The organism is Lentzea sp. NBRC 105346 (assembly GCF_030269605.1).
In the GTDB taxonomy this organism is placed as follows: domain Bacteria; phylum Actinomycetota; class Actinomycetes; order Mycobacteriales; family Pseudonocardiaceae; genus Lentzea.
In genome coordinates, this window is the sequence record NZ_BSTQ01000023.1 from 1 (window position 1) to 12375 (window position 12375).

At 68.4% G+C, this 12375-nt stretch carries 8 protein-coding genes; 6 read left to right on the forward strand and 2 right to left on the reverse strand.

Annotation, left to right across the window (positions count from 1 at the left end; all coding sequences use genetic code 11):
- Window positions 1-177: 177 nt before the first annotated feature.
- Window positions 178-681 (reverse strand): MarR family winged helix-turn-helix transcriptional regulator, encoded by a 504-nt coding sequence (locus tag QSK35_RS37410; protein WP_285752466.1) that lies wholly within the window; start codon window positions 679-681, stop codon window positions 178-180.
- Window positions 682-719: 38 nt separating this feature from the next.
- Between QSK35_RS37410 and QSK35_RS37415 the strand changes: the two genes are divergently transcribed.
- The 5 genes from QSK35_RS37415 to QSK35_RS37435 all read left to right on the forward strand — a co-directional run bounded on the left by QSK35_RS37415 (window position 720) and on the right by QSK35_RS37435 (window position 6417).
- The gene (locus tag QSK35_RS37415) at window positions 720-1022 is read left to right on the forward strand and encodes an MTH1187 family thiamine-binding protein (protein ID WP_285752468.1); all 303 of its coding nucleotides are present in this window, start codon (window positions 720-722) and stop codon (window positions 1020-1022) included.
- 61 nt (window positions 1023-1083) lie between these two features.
- On the forward strand, window positions 1084-2877 hold the full coding sequence (locus tag QSK35_RS37420; protein ID WP_285752470.1) for a sialidase family protein: 1794 nt from the start codon (window positions 1084-1086) through the stop codon (window positions 2875-2877).
- 27 nt (window positions 2878-2904) lie between these two features.
- Complete coding sequence (locus QSK35_RS37425; protein ID WP_285752472.1) at window positions 2905-3705, forward strand: SCO6745 family protein; 801 nt, start codon at window positions 2905-2907, stop codon at window positions 3703-3705.
- Entirely contained in the window at window positions 3702-4667 is a 966-nt protein-coding gene (locus QSK35_RS37430) for a tetratricopeptide repeat protein (protein WP_502881768.1), read from the forward strand. The genes QSK35_RS37425 and QSK35_RS37430 overlap by 4 nt, the downstream gene beginning before the upstream one ends.
- Before the next feature lie 313 nt (window positions 4668-4980).
- A complete protein-coding gene (locus QSK35_RS37435) occupies window positions 4981-6417 on the forward strand; it encodes a neutral zinc metallopeptidase (protein ID WP_285752475.1) in 1437 nt (478 codons plus the stop codon).
- Here QSK35_RS37435 and QSK35_RS37440 read toward each other — a convergent pair.
- A complete protein-coding gene (locus tag QSK35_RS37440; RefSeq protein ID WP_285752478.1) occupies window positions 6414-7784 on the reverse strand; it encodes a neutral zinc metallopeptidase in 1371 nt (456 codons plus the stop codon). The two genes, QSK35_RS37435 and QSK35_RS37440, sit on opposite strands and share 4 nt — an antisense overlap.
- Window positions 7785-8091: 307 nt before the next feature.
- Between QSK35_RS37440 and QSK35_RS37445 the strand changes: the two genes are divergently transcribed.
- The gene (locus QSK35_RS37445; RefSeq protein ID WP_285752480.1) at window positions 8092-12354 is read left to right on the forward strand and encodes an SdrD B-like domain-containing protein; all 4263 of its coding nucleotides are present in this window, start codon (window positions 8092-8094) and stop codon (window positions 12352-12354) included.
- Window positions 12355-12375: the final 21 nt, after the last annotated feature.

Genomic DNA, 12375 nt, shown 5'->3' on the forward strand with positions numbered 1-12375 from the left:
GGCAGACTATGAGCCACGGCCACCACTTGTCATGATCGAGTTCTTTGGACGGAACCCGAAAATGATCAAGCGGTGGCCGTGCCCATGTCAAAGATCAGGAGCTTCCCGGTTAAAACACCAGCAAGCGCTGGGCGCTTGGAAAGCTCCCCCCATAGCAACAGCACTATCCGAAAAGGACTAATCCTCGAAGTCGCCGGCCGCGCGCCGGACCTTCGACAGCAGGTCGGTGAGCTGCTCGGTCTGCCGGTCGGTCAACCCCTTCAACCCGAGGTTGACGGAGATGACGGCCTCGGTGGCCGCTTCCCGGCGTTCCCGCCCCGCGTCGGTGATCTCGACGAGCGTCGTGCGCCGGTCGGTCGGATGCGGGATGCGCTTGACCAGCCCGTCGGACTCCAGCCGGTCGACGATGTTGGTCACGCTCGTGGGGTGCAGCTGCAACCGTTCGCCCATGACGCGCATGGGCAGGCTCCCAGCCCGTGAGAAGTACAGCAGCACCAACGCCTCGAAGCGGGCGAACGTCAGGCCGTGCGGTTTGAGGGCGGCGTCGACAGCGGACTGGATGATCTGCTGGACTCGCATCACGCTCGTGACGGCGGCCATGGCGCCGGAGGGGCCGACGCGCTCGTCCCACAGCTCCGCCGCGCGGGCGATGGGGTCGAACGGCAGCGGCTGTGACGTCATGAGGCCCAAAGCTACCAGTGGGTACCAGGGAGGCAGTTGTGCTCGTCGCGTTCAGTGTCAGCCCGCTCGGCGGGGAGTCCGACGGGGTGGCCGAGGCGGTCGCGGAAGCGGTGCGGGTGGTCCGGGAGTCCGGGCTGCCGAATGAGACGAACGCGATGTTCACTTTGATCGAGGGTGAGTGGGACGAGGTGATGGCCGTCGTGAAGCGCGCGACCGAGGTTGTGCAGGCCACGGCCCCGCGGGTGGCCCTCGTGCTCAAGGCGGACATCCGTCCCGGCCACACCGGACAGATCAAGGCGAAGGTGGAACGACTTGAGGCGCACCTGAACGACACGCCATAGTGCTGTGCCGTACTTTTAGGCCAGCCGCCGCCGTCGGGAACGTTGACGTGCGGAGGTCCCCGTGAGACTCGTGGCAGCCCTGCTGCTCACCCTGCTGGTCATCGCGCCGAAGGCGCAGGCGGCGCCCAAGTGGGAGAACATCGGTCCCAATGGGACGGGTGGGCGCCTGGCGTTCAGCAAGTCCCGTGTGTACGTCCTGCCGGGGGCGGGACAGCACGTCTTCCGGTCCGACGACCGCGGCCGGTCGTGGAGCCAGGGCGGCTACTTCCCCGGTGACGGGCTGCGTGGCAACGCGATCACGGCCGATCCGAACCAGCCGGACATCGTCTTCGTGGCCGGGTACGTCGGTGGCGGTGGCGCGGGGGCGATCCTGCGCAGCGCGGACGGCGGCCGGACGTTCAAGTCCGTGTTGGACACGCCGTCCGGTGTGGAGGACGTCGCCGTCGGGGCGGTGTCGTACGCGTCGGCCGAGGAGGGCGTGTACCGCAGCACGGACGGCGTGAAGTGGGAGCTGATGCCCGGTTCGCCGCCGAAGTCGGGCGACCTGCAGCTCGTCGGCGCCGACCTGTTCGTGGCGGCCGGTGACCTGTACGTGCTGCGCGACGGGGTGTGGGCGAAGTCCACGACCGCGACCGACTACGTGAGCGCGCAGAAGGACAACGTGCTCGCGCGCGACTTCAGTGCGGGCGTGCAGCTGTCGACGGACCGCGGGCGCACGTGGCGGGACGTCAAGGGCCCGTGGTCGGGCTGGACGATCTTCGCGGGGCTGACCGCGAACGGGCAGATCCAGGTGCAGACGCTCGACGGGCACTTCGTCAGCCGTGACCTCGGCAAGACGTGGCTGCGCACGACCGCGCTGGAGACCGTCGACGTCTACGACGACCTCGGCAGCTTCACCGACGACCCGTCGATCCAGGTCGTCGCGGCCGCGGGTGGCGTCTACACCACGCGCGACGCGTTCACGTTCACCCGCATCGGCGTGCCCGGCACCGACGTGTTGTCGCTGGCCGCCACCGGCTCGAAGCTGATCGCGGGCACGACTGTCGGGTCGTTCCAGACGACGCTGCCCGGCTCGCGGCAGGAGTGGGGTTTCGACGGCAAGGCGCCCGCGGTGATCGGCAACAAGATCGGTGCGCTCGCGGTACAGGCGCCCGGTGTGGTGCTGCGCGGCCGCAATGCCTACAAGGGCTCGCAGGACTACATCTACCTGGAGAAGTCGGTCGACTCGGGCAAGACGTGGACCACGCTGACCTCGGTCGCCGGCAACACGCGATCCATCTCCATCGACCCGGTCAAGCCGAACCGCGTGTACGTCGGTGCCTATCTCGTCGACTGCTTCTACGTCTCCGAGGACGGCGGGCTGACCCTGCTGCCGCGCATCCACCGGTTCCTGCGCGGCGTGAAGTCCGTCGCGGCGGACTCCGGCGGCGTGTGGGTCGGTGACGTCGGCGGGCTCTACCGGAGCACCGACGGCGGCGTCACGTTGACGAAGGTCCTCGACGCAGGAGTCAACGCCGTGCTGGTCGACCCGCGCGACGCGCACCACGTCGTCGTGCTCGGCAACACGTCGGTCTTCACGTCGTTCGACGGCAAGACGTTCACCGAGACGCGCGACGTGACCAAGGAGCGGCTTGCGGCGGTCGCGATCGCCTCGAACGGCGTGCTGTACGCGGCGTCGCGGACGTTCTCCGGCACGACCGGGCCCGGCGTGCTGCGTTCGGTGAACGGCGGGCGCACGTGGTCGTCGCTCGGCGGCCCGAACGAGGGCATCGACTCGCTGCTCGTGTCGCCGGACGGCCGGTGGCTGTTCGCGGGAACCCAGTCCGGAAGCGTGCATCGGCGTGCGTTGAGGTGAATCATCGCGGGGGTGGATCCCCGTCAGATGTGGTTTCGCTACGAGCCTTATCACGACGTCACGTACTTCACGCCCGAGTCGCGTGCCGCGACCGACGAGCTGGGGTGCAAGGGCGGATGGATGGGCTATTTCGGGATGCGGGCCGCACCCCTGGGTGCGGCCTCGCCCGAGCTCGTGACCGCGGTCTTCTACAACTTCGCGCCGCGCATGGTGCACCGTGCGCTACCTGACGCCTGGGCGGTCGCGTCTCCCGACGAGTTCCTGGAGACGCGGCTGCTCGGCGCCGACCGCGCGTTGCGACGGATGCTGGGTGACGTGTCGGGCCTCGAGGAGGCGGCCTCGCTCGCGCGTGAGGCCGCGCTGCTCGCCCCGATCGCCGGACGGCCGCTGGCCGCGGCGAACCGGGCCCTGCCGTGGCCGTCCGAGCCGCACCTCGTGCTGTGGCACGCGTGCACGATCCTGCGCGAGTCGCGCGGCGACGGTCACGTGGCCGCACTGGTCGCCGCCGGCATCGGCCCGCTGCAGGCGTTGGTGCTGTACGCGGCCGCGCACGGCCTCGATCCCGCGTACATGCGCGCGGCCCGTGGTTGGACGGAGGAGGAGTGGGACGCGACTTCTTCTTCGGGTGACCTGGCGGTCGTGGAACGTGCCACGGACCTGGCCGCCCGCGAGCCGTGGGACACCTTCGGCCACGACAGGACCGTGCGGCTGGCGAAGCTCCTGGAGCCGCTGGCACTGCGAATCGCGTCGCAGAACGAGGCGATGCGGGTTAACCCGATGGCCCTGGACCCGGTCCGGGAACTGGCCGTGCCAGGATGGAACACGTGACAAGGCCTGACCCTCGCAAGACCGCAGCTCTGTCCGCCGCGCTCTCCGGTGCCGTCGACCTGGGCGCACTGAAGGCCCGCGCCGAGGCCGCCGCGCGCCAACCGGCCGCCTCCGCCTCTGCCTCGAACGGTGCCGCCGCCGGCCAGGTGCCGTGGATCGTCGACGTCACCGAGGCCACGTTCCAGGCCGTGGTGGAACAGTCGTTGCAGGTCCCGGTAGTCGTGCACCTGGGTGCGTCGTACAGCCCCGAGTCGCAGCAGCTGGCCACCTCGCTCGAGAAGCTCGCGCAGGTCAGCGGTGGCGCGTGGATCTTCGCGCGCGTCGACCTGGAGCAGGCGCCGCGCATCGGCCAGGCGTTCGGCGTCCAGTCGGTGCCGACCGTGGTCGCCATCGCCGCCGGTCAGCCCATCGACGCCTTCGCGGGCCCGCTCGGCGACCCCGAGCTCAAGCAGTGGATCGCCCGCCTGCTCGACGCCCTGCGCGACCGCCTGCCGGGCATCCGTGCCGGTGAGGCCAACGCGGGCGCCGTCCCGGCCGACGAGGAGCCGCCGGAGGACCCGCGTTTCGTGGCCGCCGAGGAGGCGTTCGAGCAGGGCGACTACGCCGGTGCGCAGGCCGCCTACGAGCAGATCCTCGCCTCGGAGCCGTCCAACGAGCTCGCCAAGGCAGGCCTCGCCCAGGTCAAGTTCGCGGCCCGCGCCGAGGCCGTCGACCCGTCCGTGGTCGCGTGCGCCGACGCCGCCCCGGACGACATCGACGCGCAGCTCGCGGCCGCCGACGCGCAGATCGCCGCGCAGCAGGTGGAGGAGGCGTTCAAGCGTCTCGTGGACACCGTGCGGCGCGTGTTCGGCGATGATCGTGACCGCGTGCGCGAGCACCTGGTCGGGCTGTTCGAGCTGTTCCCGTCGGACGACCCACGCGTCGCGGCGGCCCGGCGCAACCTGGCGAGCGCCCTGTTCTGAGTTCCGGCCGATGCGGTCCAGGTCGACTCCGTTGACCTGGACCCTTTGGGCTGCGCCCCCCGGTTTCCAGCCTACCGATGGGGTCTGACAGTTCCGCGAGTCGTACGTTCCCGCCCCGTGTGTCGTACGTTCCCGCCCCCTGAGTTGTACGTTCCCGCCCCCCGATCGTGAGCTCCCAAGTCCCGATCGTGCGTTCCCACCCAGACCCGCGGGCCCGAACGGACAGTTCAGAGGTGTCGAGTGGGCAACTCACCAGGGCTGAATGTCCCACTCGCGCCAGGTGGGACCCGCCGGACAAGTAGGGTTCGGCCCCATGGGGTTCGTTCGTCTCACCGCGGCGGTGGCCGCGCTCTCGATGCTCTGCGCGTGCAGCTCGGTCGTCGAGGGCACACCGAGAGGCGAGCGGCCCGACCCGACGAAGGTCGCCGGACTGGACATCACCACGGGCGACAGCGGACCGAAGAAGGGCGTGCCCGACGCCGACCTGCACGTCGAGAACGGCGACGGCGGCGAGATGGACCGGCTGGCGATCAACACGCTCGCCGACGTGCAGGAGTTCTGGACCGCGGAGCTGCCCGCGCAGTTCGGGGGTAAGGCGTTCGAGCCGGTGAAGCGGCTGGTGTCGTACGACTCGACGGGTAAGGGCGTCGAAGTCTGCAAGATCGACACCGCGGGCGTCGCGAACGCGTTCTACTGCTCGCTCGACGACAGCATCACGTGGGATCGCGGCGATCTGCTGCCGATGTTGAACGACTCGTTCGGCCCGCTCGCCGTGGTGACCGTGCTGGCGCACGAGATGGGCCACGCCGTTCAGTACAAGCTCGGGTCCGCCTCCGGCATCACGCAGAACACGCCGTCGATCGTGAAGGAACAGCAGGCCGACTGCTACGCGGGCACGTTCTTCCGGTGGATGGCGGAGGACAAGGCCAAGCACTTCCAGATCTCGACCGGGCCGGGGCTGAACAAGGTCCTGCAGACGATGTTCTTCATCCGCGACTCGGCCGGCCAGTCGTTCGAGAAGCAGGGGGCGCACGGCAGCGCCTTCGACCGCGTGTCGGCGTTCCAGTTCGGGTTCGCGCGCGGCGCCAAGAGGTGTGCCGACATCGACGAGGCCGAGATCCAGCAGCGCATCACCGAGCGAAAGTTCGACCCCAAGGACACCGACACCGGGCAGGGGCGCGGCAACGCCAAGGTCGACAGCGAGCAGTACCTGCAGGCGCTGGAACGGAGTCTGCGCGAGGCCTACAAGTCGTCCGGCGCCACGTTCCCCGCCCTCGACCGGGCCGGCACCAACGAGTGCAACGACGCCAAGACGACGAACCCCGCGTCCTTCTGCCCGGCCAGCAACCAGGTGGGGCTCGACCTTCCCGGACTGGTGCGCGTCGGCACGCCACCGAAGAAGGGACAGAAGGGCGGCATCGGCGACTTCGCCGCGTTCGCCGTCATCGCGTCACGCTTTTCGCTGTCCATTCAGAAGGCGACCGGGTTCCGGCTCGACGACGAGGCCGCCGGGCAGCGGACCGCGTGCCTCACCGGGGCGTGGGCGGGCGAGACGAACAAGCCGACCGCGGAGCTCAAGCTGTCGCCGGGTGATCTGGACGAGGCGGTCGCGGAGTTGCTGGCGGACAACAGTTTGATCGCTGCGGACGTCAACGGGCAGACCGTCCCGTCGGGCTTCGCCCGGGTCGAGGCCTTCGGGGACGGGTTCTTCGGCGGGTCCAGCACCTGCGTGCGGAAGTACTCGAACTAGGACACACCGCACTTCTTGGCGCCCTCGAAGACGCCCACGCGGAACACGGCCACGCGCTGGAACCCCGGCTCCAGCGCCGAACCACCGGAGCTGTCCCGCGCCGCGAAGTTGTACTCCAGCAACACGTTCACGGCCTCGTCCATGTCACCGGGTGACAACCCGAAGCCGTCCTTACGCGCCAGCACCGTGCCCGTGTAGGCGCCGGCCAGGCACAACGCCGAACGAGCGGCCTCGTCTCCGGAGACCGGCTTGCCCAGCACGGCCAGCTCGGCCATGCCGTAGCGGGACGCGAGCAGCACGCCGGTCGCGTAGTCGCCCAGTTCCTTGTGCAGCTCGGGCAACGTCTGCTTCACGTCGACCTTGATGGTCTTGTCGGACGGGCAGTACGCGACCGGTCCTTGATCACCGGAACAGGTCGGCTCCTCCTGCGACGCCTCCGCCTTCGGTGCGGTGTAAGTCTTTCCGAGCTGCTGGGCCAGCGCTTCGTAGAACTTGTTGAGGTCCGGCGTGATCGACTCGAGCATGTCGGAGAACGGCAGGTTGCCGCCGCGCGCGCGGTCGTCGATGTTGGTGAACGCCGCCTGCGTGAAGACCCGGTTCTGCACGGTCATCGCGGCGCAGAACTTCGAGCCCTGCTGGTAGCCGTCCTGGAACGCGGCCACGCGGTCGAACGCGCTGCCGTGCGCCTGCGCGTCCGTGGGCGAGGTGCCGACCGGGTCGCGGAACGTGATCAGCGCGCCGAGCGCCGAGTCGAGGGTGTCGCTGCCGATGTCCAGGTGCGGCGCCTGGCCGTCGTTGACCCACTTGATGAACGAGCCGGCGAAGCAGTCGGCCATGGCCTCGGTGAGGATCGTCGGGAACCGGTCCGGCTCGCGGCGTTCCGCCTCGGGCGTGATGCCCATGCGGCGCTGCACGGCGTGGCCCATCTCGTGCGCCAGCACGATCACGACCGCGGCCTGGCCGAACTTGTCCTCCAGTACCGGCAGCAGCGCCGTGCGGTCCCACGCGATCGCGTCCGCGGCGGGACAGTAGAAAGCGTTGCCTTCGACGTCCGAGGCTTTCTCCGTACACGGTGGGGGTTTCGCCGAATTGTCCGAAGTGTCGACCGAGTAGTAACCGCCGGTCAGCTTCTGCCACGGTTTGCCGAAGGTCGACTTGAAGGCGTCCGTCCAGTACTGCTCGATGTCCGTGAGCGCCGTCGCGGCCAGCTGGTCGATCCGGCCGCCGTCGGTGCCGCGCACCTCGGTCGTGCTCGAGCCCTCGTTGCGCACGACCTTCGCGGCGGTCGGCCGCCCTGGTATCGCGGTGGAGCATCCCGCGACGACGAGTGCCAGCACGACCAGCAACGCGATCTTCGACTGCCGCATCACCCTATTGTGCAGTGTGCGGCCCGGCCTGGCTGGTGTGTTCGGCGGCATGTTAGGGCCAACGTGTCCGGCGTCGCTCCGGTTCACCGCCACGGGTGATGACGATCGTCGGAACCTCACTCAGTGCGTTGTCTGAACCTTTGCGCGGTCTTGACGCGATAAATCCGATCGCAGGCGCGGTCGACGAACGAATTCACTCGGCTGGGTATCACCCGTAACGGGGATGAACGCGCGGGTAATGCGCTCACTTCAAATATATGTTTCACGTCCCATTTTCGTTGTTCCCACCGGAGCAGGGAGTCCTCCTGTGAAGAGATTGCTGTCCACAGTGGTCACGACCGCGCTCGTCGCCGGAGTAGCCCTGTTCGGTGCCGCCGCGACAGCGGTCGCCGCACAAGATCCGCCGGCCGGCTGTGTCGGCGGCGTCCTGTCCAATCCGAGCGTCGACCAGACGACGACGGGATCCGAGGGCGGCGCGCCGACCGGTTACACCTTCGTCCCCGCGGCCAACGTGCCGAGCGGGACGCCGAACAGCAAGAAGCCTCGGCTGTACACGGACGACACCTACACCCAGGACGGCTCCTTCTACGCGCTGATCGCCACGCCGGACAACCAGGTGTCCATGGCGTACGAGGAGGCGCCCGCGATCCCCGGCGGCGTCTACGACCTCTCGGTGTGGACCGGCACGCACGACACCGGCCAGGACAACATCACCGGCATCAAGTTCTACGACGCCAACGGTGTCCAGGTTGGACAGACCTACAGCCAGCAGGTCACCCACGACGTCGACGACGACCGGAAGCTCGGCCGGCAGAACCTGTACGGCATGGTGGCGCCCGCGAACGCCGCCAAGGTCCGGTTCTACGCCCAGACCAACTTCAACTGGATCAAGTGGGACTGCGTGTACCTCCGCGTCTCCGCCTACACCATCCTGAAGGAGGTGCAGGACCCCGCGACCGGCAACTGGCTGGACGCCGACGCCGTCGCGGGTTCGCCGGGCAGCAACAACCCGGCGCCGGCCGCGATCCCGGCCGGTGGCACGGCCAACTACCGGATCACGGTGAAGAACGTCGGCACCGAACAGCTGACCGGAATCACCGTCAACGATCCGTGGTGCACCGCGGGACTCGACACAGCCGCGTTCTCGTTGAACGGCGGCGCGAGCAAGGTGCTCACCTGCAGCCACGCAGGGGTACAGGTAGCGGACAGCGGGCACATCAACACGGCGACCGCGTCGAACGTGAAGTACTGGAACGGAAATCTGCCCAACAAGTCCGAGACCGCCGCGATCACGGTGACCCCGCCGCCCGCGAACAACAAGGTCGGCGACTACGTCTGGGTGGACACCAACAACAACGGTCTGCAGGACGATGGCGAGCCCGGCGTCCCGAACGTCACGGTGAAGCTGAGCGACGGCAAGACCACGACCACGGACGCGAACGGCAAGTACCTGTTCGACCAGCTGCCGGACGGCAAGTACTCCGTCTGCTTCGACCTCGGCACTCTGTCCGGCCAGTACGCCGGGTACGTGCCGACCAAGCCGGACGCGGGTGACGACGCCAAGGACTCCGACGCGGACGCGAAGGGCTGCACGCCGGAGACGACGCTGGGGCCGGACAAGCGCGAGGACCTGACGCTCGACCTGGGCATCGTGCCGCCGGTCAACAACAAGGTCGGCGACTACGTCTGGGTCGACAACAACCGCAACGGTCTGCAGGACGCCGACGAGCCGGGTGTCGACGGCGTGCCGGTGAAGCTGAGCACCGGCGCGACCACGACGACCGCGCAGGGCGGCAAGTACCTGTTCGACAAGCTGCCCGACGGCAAGTACTCCGTCTGCTTCGACCTGAAGAACCTTCCGGCGCAGTACGCGGGTTACCTCGCGACGAAGCCTGATGCGGGCGACGACACCAAGGACTCCGATGCGAATGCCGACGGCTGCACGCCGGAGACGACGCTCGGACCGGACAAGCGCGAGGACATGACCCTCGACGCCGGTATCCGCCCGCCGAACCGCCTCGGTGACTTCGTGTGGGTGGACAACAACCGCAACGGTCTGCAGGACGCGGACGAGCCCGGCGTTCCCGATGTGACCGTCAAGCTGAACACCGGCGCGACGACGAAGACGGACGCGAACGGCAAGTACATCTTCGAGAAGCTGCCGGACGCGACCTACACGGTCTGCTTCGACCTGGCCAACCTGCCCGCGCAGTACGCGGGTTACCTGGCCACGAAGCCGGACGCGGGATCCGACGACGCAAAGGACTCGGACGCCGGAGCCGACGGCTGCGCGCCCGCGACGTCGCTCGGCCCGGAGAAGCCCGAGGACCTGACGCTCGACGCGGGTATCCGGCCGCCGAACAAGCTCGGCGACTACGTGTGGATCGACACCAACAAGAACGGTCTGCAGGACGACGGCGAACCGCCGGTGCCCGGCGTGACCGTGAAGCTCGGTGACAAGACCACGACCACCGACGCGCAGGGCAAGTACGTCTTCGACAAGCTGCCCGACGGCGACTACACGGTCTGCTTCGACCTGAAGGCGTTGCCGCAGCAGTACGCGGACTACGTTGCCACGAAGACGAATGCGGGAGATGACGCCAAGGACTCCGACGCCGACCCGGCCACGGGTTGCGCGCCGAAGACCACGCTCGGCATCGACAACCCGGAGGACCTGACCATCGACCTCGGTCTGGTTCCGCCGGTGAACCGCCTCGGCGACTACGTGTGGGTGGATGTCAACAAGGACGGCTTGCAGGACGCCTCTGACATCCCGGTCGAGGGTGTCACGGTCAAGCTGAACACCGGCGCGACCACGACGACCGACGCACAGGGCAAGTACCTGTTCGACAACCTGCCCGACGGCTCGTACTCGGTGTGCTTCGACATCAAGAACCTGCCCGCGAAGTACGCGGACTACGTGGTGACGAAGCAGAACGCCGGTGACGACGCCAAGGACAGTGACGCGGACCCGGCCACGGGCTGCACGGCGACCACGACGCTGGGCGTCGGCAAGCGTGAGGACCTGACGCTCGACCTGGGTCTCGTCGCGCCGCCGAACAAGCTCGGCGACTACGTGTGGGTCGACCTCAACAAGAACGGTGTGCAGGACAACGGCGAACCCGGTGTCCCGAACGTGCCGGTCAAGCTGAGCGACGGCAAGACCACGACCACCGACGCCAACGGCAAGTACGTGTTCGACAACCTGCCGGACGGCAAGTACTCGGTGTGCTTCGGACCGATGCCCGCGCAGTACGCGGACTTCCAGTTCACCAAGCCCAATGCGGGTGACGACGGGGTGGACTCGGACGCCGACCCGGCGACCGGGTGCACGCCGGAGGTCGAGTTGGGTGTCGGCAAGCGGGAGAACCTGACGCTCGACGCGGGTATCTCGGCCCCGGTGAACCGCCTCGGCGACTACGTGTGGGTGGACAGCAACAAGAACGGCCTGCAGGACGCCGGCGAGAAGCCGGTGCCCGGTATGCCGGTCAAGCTGAACACCGGCCAGTCGACGACGACGGACGCCGGCGGCAAGTACCTCTTCGAGGACCTGCCGGACGGCACGTACACCGTCTGCTTCGGACCGATGCCAAAGGACTACGCCGACTACGCGTTCACCAAGCCGAACGCGGGCGATGACACCAAGGACTCCGACGCCGACGACAAGGGTTGCGCGGAGCCGGTCACGCTGGGCGTGGGCAAGCGGGAGAACCTGACCGTCGACGCCGGCATCGTGGCGCCGCCGAACAGGATCGGTGACCTGGTGTGGTTCGACAAGAACCGCAACGGGCTCCAGGACGACGGCGAGCCCGGCGTCCCCGGTGTCACCGTGAAGCTCAGCGACGGCACCACCACGAAGACCGACGCCGACGGCCGGTACCTGTTCCCGGACATCCCGGACGGCACCTACAAGGTGTGCTTCGACATGAACGCACTGCCAGGTGAGTACGCCGGGTACCTCGCGACGAAGCCCAACGCCGGCGACGACGCCAGGGACTCCGATGTGGACGGTGCGACCGGGTGCACGCCGCCGGTGACGGTCGGTGTGGGCAAGCGGGAGAACCTGACCCTGGATCTCGGCATCGTGCCGCCGACGAACCGCCTCGGCGACTTCGTCTGGTACGACGACAACTCCAACGGGATCCAGGACCCGAAGGAGCCCGGTGTGCCGAACCTGCCGGTGTACCTGCAGGACGGCAACGGCAAGCCGGTTGCGTCCACCAAGACCGACTCCGACGGCAAGTACCTGTTCACCGACCTGCCCGACGGTGAGTACAAGGTCTGCTTCAACGCCGACCCGAGGTCGGGCCTGGTGGCCGGTCGCAAGCTGACCAAGGCCAACGTGGGCGAGGACGGCCGCGACTCCGACGCCGACCCAGCGACCGGATGCACGCCGGTCGTCAAGCTCGGCAAGGACAAGCGGGTGGACCTGACGCTCGACGCGGGTCTGCTGCCCAAGCCGCTCGCCGCCACGGGCGCGTCGGTCTGGGGCCTCCTCGCGGCGGGGCTCGCCCTGCTGCTGGGTGGTGCGGCTCTGGTCCTGACGGGACGTCGCCGCCGCGAGTCCTGATGTAGGTGCCGTCATGGCCAC

What these genes read in the sequence shown, in the direction of transcription:
- QSK35_RS37410 (WP_285752466.1), bottom strand. Translation starts at nt 681, where the DNA reads ATGACGTCACAGCCGCTGCCGTTCGACCCCATCGCCCGCGCGGCGGAG.
- QSK35_RS37435 (WP_285752475.1), top strand. Translation starts at nt 4,981, where the DNA reads ATGGGGTTCGTTCGTCTCACCGCGGCGGTGGCCGCGCTCTCGATGCTC.
- QSK35_RS37440 (WP_285752478.1), bottom strand. Translation starts at nt 7,784, where the DNA reads ATGCGGCAGTCGAAGATCGCGTTGCTGGTCGTGCTGGCACTCGTCGTC.
- QSK35_RS37425 (WP_285752472.1), top strand. Translation starts at nt 2,905, where the DNA reads ATGTGGTTTCGCTACGAGCCTTATCACGACGTCACGTACTTCACGCCC.